Source organism: Pseudofrankia sp. DC12, assembly GCF_000966285.1.
GTDB lineage: Bacteria > Actinomycetota > Actinomycetes > Frankiales > Frankiaceae > Pseudofrankia.
The window spans coordinates 6,703,728-6,724,031 of record NZ_KQ031391.1; the positions used below are offsets into that span (position 1 = coordinate 6,703,728).

Sequence of the window (20,304 nt, forward strand, 5' to 3'; positions counted from 1 at the left end):
CGGCTGTGGCGCCGCTCTGGCGGGCTGGCCCGGTCAGCCGGCGGCGGTGGGGGCTCCCGCGGGAGCGGTCCTCGGGGTTTCGCGGTCGGGTGGGGCGCCGGGGGCGGGCAGGTCGAGGAGCGTGGCGAGCATCCGGCTGACGGTGTTGTTCGTGATCATGTCGGTGGTGGGGTCCATCATCCCGAGCTCGACGAACGTCACCAGGATGCGCAGCATGATCACGGCGAAGCGGTAGGCGGCGAAGACCTCGTAGTAGTCGAGGTGGCGGACCGGCCGGCCGAGGAGCTGTTCGTAGCGGGCGACGGTCTCGGCCCGGGTGGGGAAGCCGGCGAGGCGGGGCGCGTCGCAGCCTTCGCAGTGGTGGCGGTCGAGGAACAGGAACCAGGCGAAGTCGGTCTCGGGGGCGCCGAGCTCGGCCATCTCCCAGTCGAGGACCGCGGTGGGGTGGAACTGTTCGTCGAACAGGATGTTGCCGATGCGGGCGTCGCCCCAGAGCAGGACGGGTGGGTCGGGTTCGTCGGGCTGGTGGGCGCGCAGCCAGTCGCGTGCCGTGGCGAGGGGTTCGGGGGGTGTGTCGAACACCTTGGCGCCGGCCCAGGTGAGCATCTGTTCGTAGTAGGCGAGCTGCTGGTCGATCCCGGTGCGGCCGCGCCCGGCACTGTTGAGGAAGCCGAGGTCCAGGGTGGCGGGGTCGAGGCGGTGGACGCGGGCGAGGATGTCGATGCCGGCCCACCACATCGCGGCCCGGTCGGCGGGGTTGACGTCGTGCAGCCAGCCGCCGACGTGGTAGGGCGGGTTGTCGTTGGGGGCGCGGCCGTCGGCGGCGGCCATGACGAAGAACGGGGCGCCGAGCAGGGTGGCGTCGGGTTCGTAGCCGAGCAGTTCGGGGACGGGCAGGCCGGGGTCGGCTCCGGTGAGGGCTGCCATGATCTGGTACTGCTCGGCGAAGCGTGGTTCGAGGAACACCTGGTAGACGGTCGGGGCGATCCGCAGGACGAGGCGGCGGGTGGTCCGGGTGTCGCCGTCGCCCCAGGTGGCGTCGAAAAGGTGGGTCTCGTTGGAGAAGCCGAGCCCTTCCGGGCTGGCCAGCGGGCCGAGGTCGACGCCGCCGGTGGCGCCGGGGAGCCGGGGGGTGAGCCAGCCGGCGAGCCGGGTGCGGGTCAGCTCGGGGTCGCGTTCCTGTGCCTGCACGGCGAGCCCTTTCCGCGCGGCTCGTCGTGGGGCCGCCAGCCGTCCCGGTCGTGAGCCACGCCACAGAACTGGAACTGGTTCTAGCCTGCGGTCGGCGTGCTGTCAATCGCCCCCCGCGTAACCCGGCTGGGGCCGGGGCGGCCCGGCGGCTCATCGTGGCGGAGGGCGGACGCGTTTCGACTAGGGCAGGCCAGACACGGAGGGGGCGAGGGTGCGCGCCGATGAGGAGCTGGCCTTTGAGGCGTTCGTGGCCGGGGCCGCCGACCGGCTGTTGCTGAGCGCGGTCCTGCTCGCCGGTGGCGACTGGGCGACGGGTGAGGACCTGTTACAGGGCGCGTTCGAACGCACCTACCGGCACTGGGCGCGGATCGCCGACGGCCGGCCCGAGGCCTATGTGCGCCGCGCGCTGGTGAACGGCGCGACGAGCCGCTGGCGGCGGCTGCGGGCGCGGGTCACCGAGGTGCCGCTGGTCGTCGACGGCCAGTGGGTGGTCGACGTCGCGGCGGACGGCGTCGACCACGCCGACCGGATGTCCCAGCGGGACGGCCTGGTGCGGGCGCTGCGGGCGCTGCCGCCGCGGCAGCGCGCCGTGCTGGTCCTGCGTTACTTCGATGACCTGTCGGAGGCCGACGTCGCCGCCGCGCTGGGCTGCTCGGTCGGGTCGGTGCGCTCCCAGGCGTCCCGCGGCCTGGCCCGGCTGCGCGACAGCGAACATGTCCACGCGCTCGCCGCGTCCCGGCGCGGCGGTCCCGGTCGCGCCGGGGCCGCTGGGCTCGATGTCCTTACCAACGAGTCCGGGGACGACAGCCGTGTCGCGTCCCGGCCGGCGCCGCTGGGCGCGCCGGACCTCGACGCGGCCGACCCGGTGAGGGAGAGGGCGCTGTGAGCGCAGGAGCAGGCAGGCGACGGGTGCGGGGGAAGCCGGAGGTCTCGCCCGGCTCCGGTGCGGCCGGGCCGCATGGTGGCTACGGGGTGTCGCCCGGGTGTGCGGCGCCGGACGGGGACCTGATGCCCGCGGCCGAGGAGGAGCTGCGGGCGCGGCTGCGGGCGCTGCGGGCCGAGATGCCCCGGCGCGGTGTCGGCACGGTGTTCCCCGAGGTGGTCCGGGCCCGGGCCCGGCGGCACCGTTCCCGGGTGAGGGCCGCCGGCGGCGCGGCGCTGGTCGTCGCGGTTGTGCTCGGTGTCGGTGTCCCGGTGAGCCTGACGGCGGGCCGGGGTGGCGCCGGCGGTGTCTCCCCTGCGGTCGCGGCGCACCCCGCGCACACGTTCGGCGGGATGACGGTCACCTGGCTGCCCGCCGGCATGAGCCATGACGCTGACCTGGCCGTGCAGGTATCACCCGGCGGGAACGGCTGGTCGCTCTCGGGTCCCGTGCCGCCGCTGACCATGTCCACCCACCTCGTCGGCCAGACCTCGTTCATCAGCCACTTCACGACGATCGCCGCGGCCACCCCGACCGCCGCGGCCCCGGCGACCGCGAGCAACGCGGAACGGACCGGCGAACCCGTGCCGTCGCCGCCGTGCGCGCAGGCCACGCCGTGCGCCGGGACGTCAGGCGGCTCGGTGTCCTACGGTCCCGGCGCAGACCTGACGACCACACCGCCAGCGGCCCTCAGCTCGCCACGGACGGCCCTCGGTACGGCGGCGTCAGCCCCGGGGACCGTCTCGGTGAGCCCCGGCGATGCCCTGGCCGTCCTTCCCGGCGCGCCCGCGACGACGGCGGTTACCGGCGCGCCGGCCGCCCTGTGGGCGACCGTGACCTGGCAGCCCGACTATCCGTCGTCGAACAGCCAGCTCTCCCAGGCGCTGAGCGGCGACGGGGCGTCGCTGGGCGTGACGCGGGTGTCGACGACGACGCTCGGCGGCCAGCCGGCCCTTTTCGTCGAGACGGACCAGAACGCCACGGCAGGGCAGTCCATGGCGTCGAGTATCGGCGGCCACCGGTACGGCGGCCTGCTGACCTGGGTGACACCCGGTGGGGCCCGGCTCGCGGTCGAGTCGACTGGGGACACCCCGGCTGACCTCACGACGCTGCGGCAGGTCGGCGCGGGGCTGCTGCTCGGCCAGCAGCCGCCGAACCCGGCCTACACCCCGCAGCCGGTTCCGGGGATGCGGTCGCAGGTCCCACCCGACGAGGCGACCGCGGTGGCGGTGAAGGCGGCGTTCCACGACGTGTTCACCCACGATGTGACGCCGGCCCAGTTCACCGGTGCCCTGCAGGACGGCCCGGCGCTGCGGGCCGTCAGCGACGAGGTCGTCGCCCGGTTCCCGCAGCTGGGCCACACCATCGAGGTCACCGTCACCAGCCTGGACCGGCAGAGCGCGGACACGGTCAGCGCGGGCATCACGCTGTCGTTCACCGACCCGACCGTCCCGTCGCTGCTCAACCACACCTTTCCCTACAAGTACAGCATCGTGGCGACGGCTGTCCGCACGTCCGGCGGCTGGAAGGTGAGCAGGGACAGCTACTGCTCCACGGTCTCCGCGCTCGGGGTGCAGGGGCTGGCCTGCCCTCCGGCCTGACCTGGCCGGCGGCACCGGGGCGGGGTGTTCTGCCGTCAGCAGGCGGAACTTTCCCGGGCGGCGGCGGGTGGGCATAGTCGCGGTGTGCGGCTTCTGGTGCTGGGTGGGACGGAGTTCGTCGGGACGGCGGTCGTCGAGGCCGCGCTGGGCCGCGGCTGGGACGTGACGGTCTTCAACCGGGGCAGCCACCCGGCGCCGTCCGGCGTGACCGTCCTGCGCGGTGACCGCACCGCGCCGGGTGGGCTCGCGGCGCTCGCCGGCGCGGCGGGGGAGTGGGACGTCGCCGTCGACACCTGGTCGTGGGCGCCGGTCGCGGTCCGGGACGCCGCGTGGCTGCTCGCCGGGCGGGCCGGGTGTCTCGCGTTCGTCTCCAGCCGGTCGGTGTACGCGTTTCCCGGGGTGGCGGGTGCGGCGGAGGACGGGCCGCTCGTCGACGGTGACCCGGACGACGCGGTCGACGGCGGGCTGGCCGGCTACAACCGGATGAAACGCGGCGGTGAGCTCGCCGCGCTGGGCGCGTTCGGCGCGGAGCGGACCCTGCTGGCCCGGCCTGGGCTGATCCTCGGCCCGGGGGAGAACATCGGCCGGCTGCCCTGGTGGCTGAACCGGGTCGCCCGCGGCGGCCGGGTCCTGGCGCCTGGTCCGGCGGACCTGCCGACGCGGTTCATCGACGTCCGGGATCTCGCCGGCTGGCTGCTGGACACCGCCGCGGCCGGGGGCCGCGGGGCGTACGACGTGGTCTGCCCGCCCGGGCATACGACGATGGCCGGGCTGCTGGAGGCCTGCGTGGCGGCGACCGGGTCGGACGCCGAGCTGGTCTGGACCGGCCCGGAGGCGATCCTCGCCGCCGGGGTCCGGCCGTGGACCGGCCTGCCGATCTGGCTGCCGCCCGGCGAGATGTACGACTACGTCAACGGCATCGACGTGACCCGGGCACTGGGCGCCGGCCTGCGGGCCCGCCCGGTCGCCGACACTGCCGCTGACACGTGGGCGTGGCTGCGGGGCCTGGACGGGCCGCCGCCGCAGCGCCCGGACCGGGCGCCCGTCGGCATCGACCGGGCCGTCGAGGCCGCCCTGCTGGGGTTGCCCGGCTGACCGGCCGCCCCTGCCCTCCCGACTCCGACGGGCTGTCGCCGGCGCTCGCGGGCAGGGCGCTCGTCCTGGCCCAGCGCGGCGGACAGTGTGCACATACCGGGTCAGGATGGGTGGCGATGTCGGGCGGGCGACTCGGTTTCCCGCCGGCTGATCAGGCCCGGTTAAGGTGCCCCTGTGGGGACGCGGACGGTGCGAACGCGGACCGCGCGAACACGACCGGTGCGCACGCAGCCGGTCTGGACACGGCCGGTGGGGGCGCGGACTGTGGGTCCGCAGCGGGTGGCGGCCGCGGCCGGGCTGGCCGCGACGCTCGCCGTGGCGGCCTGCTCCAGCGGCGACGAGCAGGCTCAGGTCCCGTCCTCGTCCGAGGCGGCCGCGTTCCGGCTGCCGCGCTCGGCGTGCGACCTGGCTGACATGCCCGCCGTGGAGCGGCTCACTGGCCGGTCCACGGTCGCGCCGCGGTCGGTCGCCATGTCCGCGCCCAAGCAGGGGCAGACGTTCCTGAGCTGCGCGTTCACCGCCGGGTTCGTGCCGGTCGGCGCGCTGACCGTCGGGGTCCGTGACGGTGGCCGTGACGGGGTGTCCGCCCGTCAGGAACTCGACGACAGCGTCAGCGCCAGCGAGTACGGCCGCGGCGCCTCCCAGGACATCTCCGGGGTCGGTGACGCCGCCCGGTACGGCACGACACCCAGTCTCGCCGGGATGACGTTCGCGACGATCTGGGTCGTCGAGGTCCGCGGCAGCCAGGTCCTCGACCTGTCCGTCACGTCGGCCGCGAAGACCCCGGCCACCGCGCGCGACCCCGTCGTCGCGATGGCCCGCACCGCCCTGCGCGGCCTCTGAACACCAGGCACGGCGGTGGACTGTCACAGGGCGGCGGTATCACTGGCCGTATGACGCCTCTGCACTGGAAGCTCGTCGTCGACAGCCGGGACGCGGCCACGCTCGCCGACTTCTGGGCGGCCGCGCTCGGCTACGCGGTCGAGGATCCCAGCGTTCTCGTCGACCGGCTGCTGGCCGCCGGGCAGCTGCCCCCGGAGGCGGTCACCGAGCACGGCGGGCGGCGGACGTTCCGCGGCTACGCAGCGGTCCGCCACCCCGACGACCCGTTCGACGAGGTCAGCGGCATCGGGAAAGGCCGCCGGCTGCTGTTCCAGGACGTCCCCGAACCGAAGACGGTCAAGAACCGGCTGCACCTGGACGTCCACGCGGAACCCGGTGGGCGCGACGCCCTCGTCGCCCGGCTGGAGGCGCTCGGGGCGACCCGGGTCCGCGAGTTCGACGAGGGTCCCGTCGGCCACTGGTGGGTGCTGCGCGACCCCGAGGGCAATGAGTTCTGCGCCACCTGACCGGGCCTGAAGGCAGGCCCGGAGCGGGAACCAGCGCCGGGCCTGCCCGGTGAGCTGACGCCGTGCGGGCAAGGGACTCGTTGCGGCGCGCTTCTTCCCGGCCCCGTGGCTCCGCGAAAACCCGTTGGCGGATCGCGGCGACCGCTGCTACTTTCCGGGGGCCGTGCGAGAGGACGAGGAGGTGGTACCCGTGAACGCAGTATCGACATGGGTGCTCCTCTCCGGGGTCACGGTCGGGCGGTAGGTCGTCCGGGAGCGCCGTTCACGAGCACTCCCGGAAGGCACGACCATGCGATTCACCTTCGAACAGCGCCTCGACGACGGTGTCCTCGAGCGCACCTTCACCCTCGGCGAGATCCCCGGCATCCTGTGGACGCCCGGGTCCGTGTCCGCGCCGGCCCCGCTGATCCTGCTCGGCCACCCCGGCGGGCTGCGCACCATGTACCCGCGGCTGGTGGCCCGGGCCCGGCACGGAGCGGCTGAGGGCTTCGCCTCGGCCACCATCGAGCTCCCCGGCAGCGGCGACCGGCCCCGTTCACCCGCCGCCGAACAGGCCCGCGCCGATCTGCGCCGGGCGCTGGCGGCCGGCGAGCCGGTCGACGACGAGATCGTCGACCGGCTCGTTCTCCCGCTGGTCGAGCAGGCGGTCCCGGAATGGCGGGCCGCCCTGGACGCCCTGCTCGCGCTGCCCGAGATCGGCGGCCCGGTCGGGTTCGCGGGAGGGGTGATCGCCATCGGCATCCGACTGGCGGTCGTCGAGCCGCGTCTCTCGGCCGCCGTTCTGTTCGCCGGGAGCTTCGTCCCCCGCGCCCTGTTCGCGGAGGCCCGGCAGGTCACCGTTCCGCTGCGGGTCCTGCTGCAGTGGGACGACGAGGGAAACGACCGGCAGCTGGCCCTGGACCTGTTCGACGCCTTCGGCTCCACGGAGAAGTCGCTGCACGCCAACATGGGTGGGCACACCGGCGTCCCGCAGTTCGAGGCGGACAGCGGCAACCGGTTCTTCGCCCGGCATCTGAAGTGACGCCGGGCCGCAGCGGACGACAGCGGCTGTCGGCCAGCCCGCCGCTCTTCGAGGGCGGGTCCCGCCCTCGAAGAGCGGCGGCGGCAGACGCACGACTGTGCCGGCCGATCGGGACCGTGCTCGGTCACCGGCGACTCCACCTGCTGGGCCAGCGGAGCTGACCTCGCCGGCCGGCCTGGCCCCGCGCCGGGCCGGCCGGTGGCCGTTGGGACGCGGGTCCTGCCCGATTCCGGGCAGGACACTGGACTTCGCGCGGGCTGGGGGCGATTGTGGGCGCTGTGCCCGTGCCGCTGCCCGCCGACCTGGTCCACCACCTGGCCCGCACGACGGACCTGACCGCCGCCGAGGCGGCCCGGGTCGTCGCGGACGTGCTGGCGTACTACGACGAGGCGCCGGACGCGTGGGTGCGCCGGCGGCACGGGGAGCTGCGCCGCCGGGGCCTCACGAACGACGCGATCTTCGAGCGGATCGGCCGGGAGCTGCCCGAGCACCGCTTCCGCGTCGAGCCGCGCACGCCGCGCCAGCTGCGCCGCGTCGTCTACGGCTGACCGTCCAGCCCGACCGGCTGGCCAGAACGGAGCTGTTCATGTGCGGAATCGTCGCCTACGTCGGCCGCCGCCCCGCCGTCCCGCTCGTCGTCGACGGGCTGCGCCGGCTGGAGTACCGCGGCTACGACTCGGCGGGCCTCGCGATCCCGGCGAAGGACGGCGGGCTGACCGTCCACCGGGCCGCCGGGCGGGTCGACGACCTGGCCGCGCGGCTGCCGAAGCGGCTCACCGCGACGACCGCGATCGCGCACACCCGGTGGGCGACCCACGGCGCGCCGAGTGACCGCAACGCCCACCCGCACCTGGACGCGGCGGGCCGGGTCGCCCTCGTCCACAACGGCATCATCGAGAACGCCGTGGAGCTGCGCGCCAGACTGACCGCGGACGGCGTCGTCCTGACCTCCGACACCGACACCGAGGTCCTCGCCCACCTGATCGGCCGGGAGCTCGCGGCCGGTGAGCCGGACCTGGCGAACGCGGTCCGGGTCGCGCTCGGCCAGATCGCCGGTACCTACGGGATCGCGGTCCTCGACGCGGCGCACCCGGGGGAGGTGGTCGTCGCCCGCAACGGCAGCCCGCTGCTGCTCGGCGTCGGCGAGCGGGAGGTCCTCGCCGTGTCCGACCTGTCCGCGCTGGTCGCGCACACCCGCCAGGTCGTGCACCTGGAGGACGGCGACCTGGCGACGCTGCGCGCCGGCGGCTACGAGGTCCGCCGCGACGGCGCCCTGACCAGCCGGGCGGCCGAGGTCGTCGACGTCGCGCCGATGGCCTACGAGCTCGGCTCCTACCGGCACTGGATGCACAAGGAGATCCACGAGCAGCCGGCCGCCGTCGAACGGGCGATCAGCGGGCGGATCGAGGACCGGTTCGCGACCGCGCACCTCGGGGGCCTCGACCTGTCCCCGCGCGACGCCCGCGCGGTCCGTCGCGTCGTCATCCTCGGCGCCGGTTCGGCCTACCTTGCCGGGCGGCTCGGGGCGCAGCTCATCGAGGAGGTCGCCCGGATCCCGGCGGTCGCCGAGCCCGCGGCGGAGTTCCGCTACCGCAACCCGCTGATCGAGCCCGACACGCTCTACGTCGCGGTCAGCCAGTCCGGCGAGACGTACGACACCCTCGCCGCCGTCCAGGAGGTCCAGCGCAAGGGCGGCCGGGTCGTCGGGGTCGTCGGGGTCGTCGGCAGCGCGATCGCGCGGGCGGCCGGCAGCGGGATCTACCTGCACGCGGGCCCGGAGGTGTCGGTGACCTCGACGAAGACGTACACGGCGACGGCGGTCGCGTTCGCGCTGCTGGCGCTGCACCTGGGCCGGGTGCGGGACCTCTCACCCGCCGACGGGCGCCGTCTCATCGGCGGGCTGCGGGCACTGCCCGGGCAGATCGCCGAGATCCTGGCAGGGCAGGACGACGTCGCCGCGGTCGCCGCCCGCTGGTCGGCGTACAGCGGGATGCTCTACGTCGGCCGGGTCCGCGGCTCGGTCGTCGCCGCCGAGGGGGCGCTGAAGCTCAAGGAGGTCGCCTACATCCACGCCGAGGCCTACCCGGCGTCCGAGCTCAAGCACGGGCCGCTCGCCCTGGTGTCGCCGGACCGGCCGGTCGTCGCCGTCGTGCCGGACGACGAGCTGCGCGAGAAGAACCTGGGGACGATCGCCGAGGTCAGGGCCCGCGACGGCCGGGTCCTCGTCGTGGGCCACGACCGGGCGCTCGCCGCCGTCGCCGACGAGGTCCTTGTCGTGCCGCGCAACGAGCCCGAGCTCGACCCGATCCTGCTCGGGATCCCGTTGCAGCTGTTCGCCTACCACGCCGCCGTCACGCTCGGCCACGACGTCGACCGCCCGCGCAACCTCGCCAAGTCGGTCACCGTCGAGTAGGCCCGTCGGGCCACGGGCGCGGCCCCACCCGCCGGCCGCGAGGGCGCGCCGGCGCGGCCGTGTGCGGGGCCCGGCCGGCGGGCCCCGCACACGGGGGGCTCAACGGAGGCCTGGGAAGGGGACAGCTCGCCGCCGGTGGTGCCGTCGGCGACCTCGCGCAGCCGGCGGCGCAGCCGGCCGATCACGACGCGCACGTCCCGCGCCGCCGTCACCGCCGAGTCGGCGAGGGCCGCGCCACCCGCCTCGTCGCCCCTGAGCGTGTCAGCCACGGGAGCCGCCCTAAGACCGACAGTCCAGACTGTCCAGTTCTGGCTGTGCAGTCGCGGCTGTCTGTCCCTCGGGGAGACCGACGGCTGCGTTGTGGACTGGGGCCGGTCCCCGGGAGGATCGGGGGGTGGCGACCGAGCGGCGGTTCATCCGGGACGTGCGGCTGCCGGCGCCGTCGGGGGCGGCCGGCTACCCGTTCGGCCTTCCCGCGGTCGCCTGGCTGGCCCGCGCGGGCGGGCTGCGCCTCGGCGCCGGCGTGACGTTCCTGGTGGGGGACAACGGCACTGGCAAGTCGACGCTCGTCGAGGCGATCGCCGTCGCCGCGGGGTTCAACCCGGAGGGCGGCAGCCAGAACTTCCGGTTCGCGACCCGCGCCACCGAGTCCGCGCTCGGCGACCACCTGGTGCTGCACTGGGAGGTCCGCAAGCCACGCACCGGCTTCTTCCTGCGCGCCGAGTCCTATTACAACGTCGCCACCGAGATCGAACGCCTCGACCGCGACGGGCCGACGCGGCTGCTGGGCTCCTACGGCGGGGTCTCCCCGCACGAGCGGTCCCACGGCGAGTCGTTCCTGGACCTGGCCACCCACCGGTTCGGCCCCGACGGGCTGTACATCCTCGACGAGCCGGAGGCAGCCCTCTCGGTGCGCGGCGCGATGGCGCTGCTGGCCCGGTTCGCTGACCTGGTCGCCGCCGGCAGCCAGCTCGTCGTCGCGACCCACTCGCCTGTCCTGCTCGCGCTGCCCGGCGCGACGATCTACGAGATCGGCGCCGACGGCGCGGTCGGCACGGTCGGCTACGACGACGCGCTGCCGGTCCGGATGACCCGCGACTTCCTCGCCGCCCCGGACCGCTACCTGCGTCACCTGCTCGCCGAGGACTGACGTCCGGTCCCGTCGCCGGCGGCCGGGCCGGCGGGCCTGCCCGTCACGGTGTCCAGGTTCACGGCGAACCCGGCCCGCGGGCCGGGGGAGGCGCGCATCATGAGCAGGTGGGCCCGTTCACCGACCAGGCGCCGTTCGCGGTCCGGTCCGGCTGGGGCCCCGACGACCTCGCCGCGCTCGCGCCCGGCGGCGGCGTCGTCGTGATCGTCGACGTGCTGCGGTTCACCACCGCCGTGTCGGTCGCGGTCAGCCGCGGCGCGCAGGTCCTGCCGCACCGCTGGCGCGACCAGGCCGCGGCCCGGTTCGCCGCCGAACGCGGCGCGTAGCTCGCCGGCCGGCGCGAGGACCCGGACACCCCGTGGTCGCTGTCCCCACCGACCTCGCGACGATCACCCCGGGTACCTGGCCTCGACGAACGGCGGCCCACCCACCTCGGAACCCGCCTCCGAACCGGTCACGTGCTGTCACCCGACCCGTCCGGGCCGCCGGTGTCGGTCGCGACGAACCGGCCCACGACGTCCCGGTCGAGGTCGTAGGACAGCAGTCCCAGCGCCTGGCCCGGGGGCAGCCAGCGCAGGTCGTCGACCTCGTGGTTCGGGGTGAACGCACCCCCGGTCGCGCGCAGCGCCCAGTAGCGCACGACCTTCGTCGCCGACGTCGCGGCCGCGGGCCCGTGCCGGCCGACCGGGTAGGTCACGTCCCCGAGCAGCGCGCCGACCGCGACGGCGAAACCGGTCTCCTCGTCGATCTCCCGGACGGCCGCCGCAAGCCACGTCTCACCGGGCTCGACCTTTCCCTTGGGCAGCGACCAGTCGTCATACCTCGGACGGTGCACCAGCACGATCTCGACGCCGCCGCCCGGCGCCGGCCGCCACACCACCCCGCCGGCCGCCCGGACCTCGGCGCCGTCCGCGTTCTCTGCCACCTCGCCCACCCTGTTCCCCTCCACCCAGTCCACGCCGCGGCGAGCCTCCCGTCGGGCGGGCCCGCCCTGCCCCGATCGTGACAGCCCGCCCACCCGGGCGACAGGCGGAGCGGGCCGCGGGCATCGACCGATCGGTGGATGGGGGAGCGTGGGAACCCGGCCCGGGTGCTGGTCCTGACGACCTTCGTCACCGACCGCGACGTCGTCGCCGCGATCGAGGCCGGCGCCACCGGCTACCTGCTCAAGGACGCCCGGCGCGACGAGCTGATCCGGGCGGTGCGGGCCGCGGACGCGGGCCAGCCGGTCCTCGCCCCGTCCGTGACTGGCCCCGCCGCCTGCGGCACCGCCGTCTCGGCGGCGTCAGGCGCCCAGGCCCGTCCCGATCCGGTCCGGCGCGCCCGCGGGACGGGCGGGCGGTGGTACCGCGCCTTGCGCCGGGGCGTCGTCCGCTGTCGCGGCGGCGGTGTCGTAGCGCCAGAACGGGCGCACCGCGACGGCGGCGGCCAGCACGAGGACGACGCACAGGATCGCCGAGCCCGACCAGGCGATGGTCAGCGTCGTCGCGGCGGCCATCACACCGGCCCGCAGGTCCCCGAGCCGCGGGCCGCCGGCGACGACGACCGTGAACACGCCCTGCAGGCGGCCCCGCATGTTGTCGGGCACGTAGGTCTGCAGGATCGTCTGCCGGCAGACGGCGCTGATCAGGTCGGCGGCACCGGCGAGGGCCAGCAGCACGATCGCGAGCCAGTAGACGTGCGCGAACCCCGCCAGGCTGATCGCCGTGGCCCAGCCGACGACCGCCACCGTCAGGACGACGCCCTGGCGGCGCACCCGGCCGATCCAGCCGCTGCTCAGCCCGGCCAGCACCGACCCGAGGGCGATCGCCGAGTACAGCAGGCCGACGCCGCCGTGGAACCGGGTCGCGGCCGCCTCGGGGAACAGCGCCCGCGGCATCGCCAGCACCATCGCGGCGATGTCCACCACGAACGACATCAGCAGCACCGGGTTCCCGCCGATGAACCGCAGCCCGTCGAGCACGGACCGCAGCCCCGGCCGCCCGGCCGCCCCCTCCGGGCGCAGCGACGGCAGCCGGAACGTCGAGTACAGCGCGGCGGTGAACAGGACCGCGTCGGCGCCGTAGGCATAGCTGAACCCGTGGTCGAAGCCGAGCAGCAGGCCGGCGACGAGCGGCCCGATCACAGCCCCGACCGTGGTCGCCGTGTAGTTCAACGAGTTCGCCGCGGGAACCAGGCCGACGGGGACAAGCGCGGGCACGACCGCGCCCCGGGTCGACGAGGACACCGCGAAACCCGCCGCCTGGACCGCGACGAGGCCGAGGATCAGCCCGACGGACCGCGCCCCGAGCAGGCTCTGCGCCAGCAGGACGAGCGTGACCGCCCAGGTGAGCAACGACGACGCCAGGTAGAGCGTGCGCCGGTCGACCGCGTCGGCGACCGCCCCGCCGTACAGGCCGAACACGACCATCGGGACCAGGCCCACCAGCCCGGCCAGGCCGACCGCGAACGACGAGCCCGAGATGTCGTAGATCTGGACCGGCGCGGTGACCTCCGTGACCATCGTCCCGATGATCGCGGTGCCCTGGCCGAGGAACGTCCGACGGAACGCGGGAATCGCGAGCGGCCGGGTGTCGACCGCCAGCCGGCTCAGCCGCCCACGAGGTCCGCCGGGCCCGTCGGCCGGCGACGTCGTCGGGGTCATGAGGCAGTGGCTTCGCGCGCCGTCCCGCCGGTGGTGGAGGCCGGCCCTGGGCTGGTCGCGGGCCGGTCAGGGCCCGGCGCGTGGTGTGTCATTCCCCCACGTTGCCTCGAATCCGCGTCGGACGGGCGCCGGCATGGGTTTGGTCTCCTCGGGGGAGGCCCACCACAGGATGGCCGAGAGGCCAACCCGGGTGACGTGGCCACGGTCGGCTCCTGTTCCCGCGAGAACGGCGTGCGGTGCCAGCGTGCGGGTTCCGGTGCCGTTCAGCGGGACGGTCCCGTAGGGGCCGCGGGCCGGGTCTCTCTCGCTTCAGGCCGCCGAGGACGGCCGTCGCGTTCTCGCATGCTGATCCGCGGAAACAGCCAGGAAGCGGAGTACGAGCGCGGGCAACGAGAAAATGATCAGCAGGATGGTGTCGTCGGACAGGGCCTCGTCGGAGCTGCCGGGAGAGGCCACTTTGAAGATGGTGCTGACCACCACCAACGACAGAGCGAACAGGCAGGTATAGAAAAGGACACGCAGGGCAGCCGCCCGCCACCCCGCCAAGGGGATGACGAGCAGAAGCCGGCGCCACACCGCCGCAGTAGGCGGAGGGTCGGGCGGCCGCGTGGCCTGCACGTTTTCCCACACCTCCTCCAGCTTGGCGCTGGCTCGCAGTCCCGCCTCGTCGGTCGATTCCGTGGACACGCCCGCCAGCTGCCGCGCCTTCCACCACTCGGAGACGAAGAGAACCTCGGCGGTGGCGCTGCTCAGCGCCTCCCTGCGTTCGTTCACGCGGTCCCGACGAAGCATCCTGTCCCGAAGCGCGATGCCGGACGCGCCGACGAGGCCGGTGATCACTGGGACCAGCAGTGGCACCAGTACGTCAGCGTTCACTGTGTCCAGGTCTCCCTGTCGGCCTTCCGCCAACCATCCGTCGCCGGCCGCGTGGCTTAGAGGCGGGCGAGCAGCTCGGCCTTCTTCGTGGCGAACTCCTCGTCGGTCAGGACGCCGCGCTGGTGCAGGTCGCCGAGCCGGTCGAGGGTCGCGAGCACCGCGTCGGCGTCAGTCCCGGTCGCGACGGCCGGTGCCGGCGCGGTGGGCTCGGCTGGCTGGGGGTCCGCGGGCGCCGTGACGGTGGCGGGTTCGGGGGCTGGCGGTGCCGTGGTGGCGTGGCCCACCAGCGGGAGGGTCTCGACGGTGAAGGTGCCGTGCTGGCTGGTGAACTCCAGGGAGCCGGGCTGGGCACCCTGTTGCTGTTGTACGCCGCCGATGGCGTGGTCGAGCGTGTCGTAGACGCGCAGCGCCCCGTCGCCGCCGCGCACCGCCAGCCGGCGTACCTGTGGGAAGACCGCGTACCGGGAGTCGTTCTGGCCGCCGCTGGAACCCGGCCGGCCCAGCTCCGGCGGCCACCACGTGTCCAGGTTCGCCTGGTGCACCGGGCTGGGCGAGCCTTCGGCCGCCCGTTCGGGCGCGTACAGCGGGGCGGCCGCCAGCAGGCTCGCCAGGTCGCTCGCCAGTCCGCTGACCGTTGCCTTCAGCCGGTCGTTGAACATGTCGCCGACCATCGTCAGGCCGCCGGCCATCCACTGCCCGCGCCCGCCGAGCTCGGGGTGGGAGAACTGCGCCATGGTGCCGTTGCCCCGCCGGACCGCCTCCAGCATGACGCGCACCGCGTCGGTGCTGACGCCGTAGCGGGCGGCGAGACCCGCGACCGCTCGCTCGCCCTGGCTAGTCAGCTCGCGCACGATGACTCCCCCCGTGGTTCGACACCTGCCCCGCTAAGGCTAGGGCCACAGCGTCCAGATCATCACGTCAACGCCGTTTCCGCGCCCCGGCGGCCAGCGGCGAGCGGTCGCGCGGGGACCGTGACCAGCCGCCTGCGGGGCGGTGGCTGCGCGGTGGCATAGTGCCGGCTGTGCTCGACTGGTCTCACAACGCCTACTACCACCGGCTGCTGCTACGCCAGCTGCCGCGGCCCTGCCGGCGGGTGCTCGATGTCGGCTGTGGCGTCGGGGCGTTCGCGGCCCGGCTCGCCCAGCACAGCGAGCAGGTCGACGCCGTCGACCGCTCCGCGCGGATGATCGAGGAGGCGAGGCGGCACACCCCCGGCAACGTCCGCTGCGTTCTCGCGGATGTGCTGGCCGACCCGCTGCCGGCCAAGGACTACGACGCGATCCTCTCCATCTGCGCATTGCACCACATGCCCCTGCAGGACGCGCTTCCGGTGCTCGCGGCCGCCCTGCGGCCTGGAGGCGTCCTCGCCGCCGTCGCCCTGCCCCGCACGGACCTGCGCCACGAGTGGCCCGTCGAGATCGTCGCGGCGGTCGCGCACCGCTTTCTCGGCGCCGTGTTCCTCGCGAACGGGCTGCTGCGGGGCAACAGGCCGTTCGCGGGGGAGCACCACACACGCACGGGCATGCCCGTGGTCATGAACCCGCCGCTGACCACGCGAGCGGCTGCGCGGGAGGCCGCCGCCATCCTGCCCGGCGCACGCGTGCGACGGCTCCTGTTCTGGCGCTACCTGCTGATCTGGGAGAAACCGATGCTCCACGACAGCGGCCCCGCCACGGCGCAGCCGTCCCCGACGAGCGGTCCCGGCTAGGACGGCGCCCCCACGTCGCAAGCGTCGTCCGCGTACCTGGGCTGGTAACGCTCAACGGTCGTGATCCAGGGATTCAGGTCAGTCGGACCTCCGGCTCTGCCAGTCTTTGACCCCATGGCGCTACGACTTGTTCAGGTGAACTTCAAGGCCCGGGATGACGCGGCGCTCGGCCGGTTCTGGGCGGCGGCGCTCGGCTGGGGTGTCGCCAGCGAGGGACCCGGGGTGACGAACATCGAACCCGTCGGATTTCAATGGCCGGACCCCACCGCGGTCTGCGTCGACGTCGTCACCGTCCCGGTTCCCGAAACGGTGAACTACCGCGTGCACCTGGATCTCGCCACCACGTCCGCGGCCCACCAGGCCGAGCTGGCCGCGCGCCTGCAGGAGCTCGGCGCGACACCCGCCGACGTGGGTCAGGGCGACGTCCCATGGACGGTCCTGGCCGACCCGGAGGGCAACGTGTTCTGCGTGCTGGAGCCCCGGGAGATCTACCGGGACACCGGGCCGATCGCCGCGGTCGTGCTCGACTGCGCGGATCCGCGCGCCCTGGCCCGTTTCTGGGGTGCCGCGGTGGGCTGGACCGTGCACGAGGTGACCGACGGCCACGCGCGCCTGCGCGCCGCCGAGGGCGTCGGCCCGTATCTGGAGCTCCTCCGCGCGCCCGGCCCGCGGACCTGGAAGGGCCGCGTCCACCTCGACGTGCTGCCGTACCCCGGTGACGACCAGGCGGCGGAGGTGGCCCGGCTGGAGACGCTCGGCGCGACACCTGCCGACGTTGGCCAAGGCGACGTCCGATGGAAGGTCCTGGCCGACCCGGAAGGCAACGAGTTCTGCGTCCTCGCCCTGTCCTGACACGGCGCCGCCCCGCGCCTGGCCCTGGCCGACGATGTTCGTCGGGCCACAGGACGCCCGCCCGATCCGCTGTGCTGCCGGGTGGCTTCAAGGATGATCGGGCTATGGTTCGCATCGCCGCTGTCGGAGATCTTCATGTCAGGCCGGGGGCCGCTGCCCGGCTTCGGCCGCTGTACCAGCGCGCGGTCGAGGTGGCCGACGTCCTCCTCCTCGCCGGCGACCTCACCGAGAACGGCGGTATCGACTCCGCCGCTGAGGTGTGCGCTCTGTTCGGTGGGCTCGAACTGCCAGTGATCGCCGTCCTCGGCAACCACGACTACGACCGCGGCGAAGAAGCGGCGTTCGCCGAGATGTTGGCCGAGGCCGGCGTGACCGTGCTGGAGGGGTCCGCGACGGTCGTCGACACCGCCGGGGGACAGGTCGGGATTGCCGGTGCCAAGGGATTCGGCGGGGGGTTCGCCGGCTGCATGGTCGCCGAGCAGGGCGAACAGGAGATGAAGGAGTTCGCCCGTCACGCCACGACGGCCGCGCAGGCGTTGCGGGACGCGCTGGGTCAGCTGGACGTTGACCTACAGGTGGCGCTCACGCACTACGCACCGACCCGGGACACCCTCGTGGGTGAACAGTTGGAGCTGTACCCGTTCCTGGGCAGCCACCTGCTCGGCGCCGCGATCGACGGCGAACCCGTGTCCGCGGGGGAGCACGGGACAGAAGACCTCCACCTGGCCGGTGCGGCGAACGGCGAGCTGGACGGCGGCCATTCGCGTGGCCTGGCCCCAGGCGAGCGGCACCGGGTCACGCTGGCCCTGCACGGCCACGCGCACTACGGGGCCGAAGTCGGCACAACACCCGCCGGCATTGCGGTCCGCAACGTCGCCGCACCGGTCATCGGCGTCCCGTTCGCCGTCTACCAGCTTCCAGAGGTAGTCCGTATCGGGTAACACCTGCAGTTCCAGACCGCGGGAACCCTGCACACCGCCGCGATGACCCTCACGGTCGGCTGAACCGGCGGCGACCGTGGCCGTCCCTGCCGGGTGGTAGTCCGCCATCCGGCGGGGACTGCGGCTACCAGACGGCCCCCAACGCGCACGGGCGGGAGGGGGCTCCCGGCCCGTCGCTGGGGATGGGGATGGGGGCAGGCTGCTGGGGTGTCTTCGTCGACGGTGGTGTCAGGTGACGGGGTGGGTCGGGATGTGGCGGGCGACGGGTTGGGCTGGCGCAGTAGGAACCTGAAGGTCCTGTCTGGGGTGAGTTTCCTGCAGGACTGCGCTAGCGAGTTGCTCTATCCGATTTTGCCGATCTTTCTGACGGTCGTGTTGGGTGCTCCGGTCGTGGTGGTGGGGGCGGTGGAGGGGCTGGCCGAGGGTGCGGCGTCGGTGGCGAAGCTCGCGGCCGGACGGTTGGCGGACCGGGTGGGACGCCGCCCGATGGTCGCGGTCGGTTACGGGTTGGCCGCGGTCGGGAAGGTTTTGGTCGCGGTGGCGTTGGTGTGGCCGGTGGTGTTGGCGGGCCGGTGTGTGGACCGGCTCGGGAAGGGGGTCCGTGGTGCGCCGCGGGATGCGCTGCTGGTCGAGGGTGTGCCGGTGGCGGCGCGGGGGCGGGCGTTCGGGTTTCACCGGTCGATCGACACCGCGGGGGCGGTGGTGGGTCCGCTGCTGGGGTTGGCAGGTTACGAGTTGCTGCACCACCGTCTGCGTCCGCTGCTGGTGATCGCGGTGATACCGGCGGTGGCCTCGGTCCTTCTTGTCGCCGCGGTCCGGGAACGGTCGGGGTCGGTGGACCGGGCGGCGTCGGCTGGGAGGCCCGTGGCCGGGGCTGCGGCGGGATTGGTGGCTGGGCCGTTGCCGGGCTCTTTCTGGCGGGTCGTGGGTGCGCTGACCGTGTTCAGTGTGGTGAATTTCCCCGACGCGTTGGTGTTGTTGCGGGTGAGGGCGCTGGGGCTGTCGGTGGCTTGGGTGATCGTCGCCTATGTCGTGTACAACGCTGCTTACGCGGCGGCGAGTTACCCGGCTGGGGCGCTGGCCGACCGGCTGGGTCCCCGGCGGGTCTACGGAGTTGGGCTGGGGTGTTTCGCGGTCGGCTACCTTGGCCTGGGCGTGGCCGGGTCGTCCGGGTGGGTGTGGCCGCTGCTGGTGGTCTACGGCGGATTCACCGCCTGCACGGACGGGGTGGGCAAGGCGTGGGTGTCCCTGCTGGTCGACCCCGACCAGCAGGGCCGGGCGCAGGGCACCTTCCAGGGGCTGACCGGTGGCGCGGTGCTGGTCGCCGGGATCTGGGCGGGTTTGGCGTGGGGTGGCAGCGGCCGTGTGCCGCTGCTGGTCTCCGGCGCCGTCGCCGCTGTCCTGGCTGTTGGCGTGCTGGCGTATCGGCGTGGCTGACCGCTCCGCTGGTCGCGCGGGGTCCGGTAGCGGAACCTGGGTTCGCGGCAGGTGAGGAGTCCGCGTGCTGTCTTCGAGCTTCTGGGGTGCGGTACGCCGCGGGGCGTGGTGGGTGTCAGCGGCGGGCGAGGGCCAGTGGCGCTGTGGCGTAGACGTCGGCCTGGTGGCGGTTGAGTGCGCCGGTGGCGACCAGCCGGTCGAGGACATGGCTGCGCCTGGCGAGGGCGAGGGCGGGATGCTGGTAGGGGTCGTAGGCGCTGGGGGCCTGGACGAGTCCGGCCAGGACGGCGGCCTGCGGCCAGGCCAGCTGGTCGGGGGTGCGGGCGAAATAGCCCGCCGCGGCGGCGTTGATGCCCCAGTAGCCGTGGCCGAAGTAGGCGGCTTGCAGATACATCTCCAGGATCTGGGTTTTGGTGTAGCGGTGGTCGAGCTTCCATCCGAGCGCTACCTGGGTGAGCTGGTCGCCGGCGGCGTGGTGGCCACCGGTGAACACCAGCTTCGCGAGTTGCTGGTCGAGGGTGGCGCCGCCCTGGTCGCCGCCGCCCACCCACGAGCCCACGGTGGCGCGTAACGCCCCGACCGGGTCGATGCCGCGCTCGATCCGGAAGTGGGTGTCTTCTGTGGCGATCAGCGCCGTCGCGACCCGGGCCGGGGGCGCGATCCCCGGATCGGCCACGCCGTGCACCGCGTCCAACGCCCTGATCCGGTTCTCGGCGTCTGCGACACCCGGGCTGAGCTCCAGCACGATGCTGGCCGCCGCGACGACCACCGCGCCGAGAGCCACGGCGCCGATCAGCGCCCGTCGCGCCCAGCTCGGTATCGGACGGCCGACCGCCGGGGCGATCAGCACCGTGAGTGCCCCGATGAGGATCAGTAGCTCGGTGAGGCCGAACGCCTCGGTCGTCAGATCGCGCACGAGGAAGACCACGACCACGGACAGCGCCGTCGCGCAGCCGAAGGCGATCAGCCAGCGATCCTTCTGCGCGGCCGGTGCCGGGTCGGCGGTCGATCTAGCTGCCATCACCCCCCACCTTCCCTCACCCCTGACCTTCCATGGGCGGCGGCACTGTCCCGGCCTGCGGCCCGCACTCGCCTCGGACAGCG

General features: G+C 74.1%; 21 protein-coding genes. 14 read left to right on the plus strand and 7 right to left on the minus strand.

The features are described from left to right. Window positions 1-33: 33 nt before the first annotated feature. Entirely contained in the window at window positions 34-1,191 is a 1,158-nt protein-coding gene (locus FRADC12_RS27110) for a phosphotransferase family protein (RefSeq protein WP_052711212.1), read from the minus strand. A 211-nt stretch (window positions 1,192-1,402) separates the two neighbouring features. On the opposite strand from FRADC12_RS27110, the gene FRADC12_RS27115 reads away from it, so the two are divergent. From FRADC12_RS27115 to glmS, 8 genes are all read left to right on the plus strand, one after another. Continuing rightward, window positions 1,403-2,077 (plus strand): SigE family RNA polymerase sigma factor, encoded by a 675-nt coding sequence (locus FRADC12_RS27115; protein WP_045878740.1) that lies wholly within the window; start codon window positions 1,403-1,405, stop codon window positions 2,075-2,077. Continuing rightward, complete coding sequence (locus FRADC12_RS27120; protein ID WP_157489076.1) at window positions 2,074-3,714, plus strand: MTB12 C-terminal domain-containing protein; 1,641 nt, start codon at window positions 2,074-2,076, stop codon at window positions 3,712-3,714. The genes FRADC12_RS27115 and FRADC12_RS27120 overlap by 4 nt, the downstream gene beginning before the upstream one ends. 84 nt (window positions 3,715-3,798) lie before the next feature. Then, a complete protein-coding gene (locus FRADC12_RS27125) occupies window positions 3,799-4,809 on the plus strand; it encodes an NAD-dependent epimerase/dehydratase family protein (protein WP_045878742.1) in 1,011 nt (336 codons plus the stop codon). 264 nt (window positions 4,810-5,073) lie between these two features. Next, window positions 5,074-5,652 carry a hypothetical protein gene (locus FRADC12_RS27130; RefSeq protein ID WP_045878743.1) on the plus strand — a complete coding sequence of 193 codons (579 nt, stop codon included), beginning with the start codon at window positions 5,074-5,076 and terminating at the stop codon, window positions 5,650-5,652. A 50-nt stretch (window positions 5,653-5,702) separates the two neighbouring features. Continuing rightward, on the plus strand, window positions 5,703-6,158 hold the full coding sequence (locus FRADC12_RS27135) for a VOC family protein (protein WP_045878744.1): 456 nt from the start codon (window positions 5,703-5,705) through the stop codon (window positions 6,156-6,158). A gap of 289 nt (window positions 6,159-6,447) precedes the next feature. Further along, window positions 6,448-7,179, plus strand: coding sequence for a dienelactone hydrolase family protein (locus FRADC12_RS27140; RefSeq protein ID WP_045878745.1), 732 nt, complete (start codon window positions 6,448-6,450; stop codon window positions 7,177-7,179). A gap of 269 nt (window positions 7,180-7,448) precedes the next feature. Then, window positions 7,449-7,727 carry a hypothetical protein gene (locus tag FRADC12_RS27145; protein ID WP_084011221.1) on the plus strand — a complete coding sequence of 93 codons (279 nt, stop codon included), beginning with the start codon at window positions 7,449-7,451 and terminating at the stop codon, window positions 7,725-7,727. Window positions 7,728-7,765: 38 nt separating this feature from the next. Continuing rightward, the gene (glmS, locus tag FRADC12_RS27150; protein WP_045878747.1) at window positions 7,766-9,592 is read left to right on the plus strand and encodes a glutamine--fructose-6-phosphate transaminase (isomerizing); all 1,827 of its coding nucleotides are present in this window, start codon (window positions 7,766-7,768) and stop codon (window positions 9,590-9,592) included. On the opposite strand, the gene FRADC12_RS35255 is transcribed toward glmS, so the two are convergent. Then, entirely contained in the window at window positions 9,517-9,861 is a 345-nt protein-coding gene (locus FRADC12_RS35255) for a hypothetical protein (protein ID WP_232304078.1), read from the minus strand. The genes glmS and FRADC12_RS35255 overlap by 76 nt on opposite strands. A gap of 125 nt (window positions 9,862-9,986) precedes the next feature. Between FRADC12_RS35255 and FRADC12_RS27155 the strand changes: the two genes are divergently transcribed. Beyond that, entirely contained in the window at window positions 9,987-10,742 is a 756-nt protein-coding gene (locus FRADC12_RS27155) for an AAA family ATPase (protein ID WP_157489077.1), read from the plus strand. Window positions 10,743-10,849: 107 nt separating this feature from the next. Further along, window positions 10,850-11,068, plus strand: a complete 219-nt coding sequence (locus FRADC12_RS27160) for a hypothetical protein (RefSeq protein WP_045880311.1) — start codon at window positions 10,850-10,852, stop codon at window positions 11,066-11,068. 128 nt (window positions 11,069-11,196) lie between these two features. Here FRADC12_RS27160 and FRADC12_RS27165 read toward each other — a convergent pair whose 3' ends face one another. The 4 genes from FRADC12_RS27165 to FRADC12_RS27180 form a co-directional block, all read right to left on the minus strand. Further along, window positions 11,197-11,676, minus strand: coding sequence for an NUDIX hydrolase (locus FRADC12_RS27165; RefSeq protein WP_052711214.1), 480 nt, complete (start codon window positions 11,674-11,676; stop codon window positions 11,197-11,199). A gap of 351 nt (window positions 11,677-12,027) precedes the next feature. Further along, complete coding sequence (locus FRADC12_RS27170; protein WP_045878749.1) at window positions 12,028-13,386, minus strand: MFS transporter; 1,359 nt, start codon at window positions 13,384-13,386, stop codon at window positions 12,028-12,030. Between the two features lie 309 nt (window positions 13,387-13,695). Continuing rightward, a complete protein-coding gene (locus tag FRADC12_RS27175; protein WP_198153060.1) occupies window positions 13,696-14,244 on the minus strand; it encodes a hypothetical protein in 549 nt (182 codons plus the stop codon). 74 nt (window positions 14,245-14,318) lie between these two features. Further along, complete coding sequence (locus tag FRADC12_RS27180; protein ID WP_198153061.1) at window positions 14,319-15,113, minus strand: SHOCT domain-containing protein; 795 nt, start codon at window positions 15,111-15,113, stop codon at window positions 14,319-14,321. Between the two features lie 170 nt (window positions 15,114-15,283). Between FRADC12_RS27180 and FRADC12_RS27185 the strand changes: the two genes are divergently transcribed. The 4 genes from FRADC12_RS27185 to FRADC12_RS27200 all read left to right on the plus strand — a co-directional run bounded on the left by FRADC12_RS27185 (window position 15,284) and on the right by FRADC12_RS27200 (window position 19,200). Then, window positions 15,284-15,970 carry a class I SAM-dependent methyltransferase gene (locus FRADC12_RS27185; protein ID WP_045878752.1) on the plus strand — a complete coding sequence of 229 codons (687 nt, stop codon included), beginning with the start codon at window positions 15,284-15,286 and terminating at the stop codon, window positions 15,968-15,970. A 114-nt stretch (window positions 15,971-16,084) separates the two neighbouring features. Then, a complete protein-coding gene (locus tag FRADC12_RS27190) occupies window positions 16,085-16,822 on the plus strand; it encodes a VOC family protein (RefSeq protein WP_045878753.1) in 738 nt (245 codons plus the stop codon). Between the two features lie 104 nt (window positions 16,823-16,926). After that, window positions 16,927-17,763 carry a metallophosphoesterase family protein gene (locus FRADC12_RS27195; protein WP_045878754.1) on the plus strand — a complete coding sequence of 279 codons (837 nt, stop codon included), beginning with the start codon at window positions 16,927-16,929 and terminating at the stop codon, window positions 17,761-17,763. A gap of 306 nt (window positions 17,764-18,069) precedes the next feature. After that, complete coding sequence (locus FRADC12_RS27200; protein WP_198153062.1) at window positions 18,070-19,200, plus strand: MFS transporter; 1,131 nt, start codon at window positions 18,070-18,072, stop codon at window positions 19,198-19,200. A gap of 115 nt (window positions 19,201-19,315) precedes the next feature. On the opposite strand, the gene FRADC12_RS27205 is transcribed toward FRADC12_RS27200, so the two are convergent. Next, a complete protein-coding gene (locus tag FRADC12_RS27205) occupies window positions 19,316-20,221 on the minus strand; it encodes a biosynthetic peptidoglycan transglycosylase (protein ID WP_045878756.1) in 906 nt (301 codons plus the stop codon). Between the last annotated feature and the right edge of the window lie 83 nt (window positions 20,222-20,304).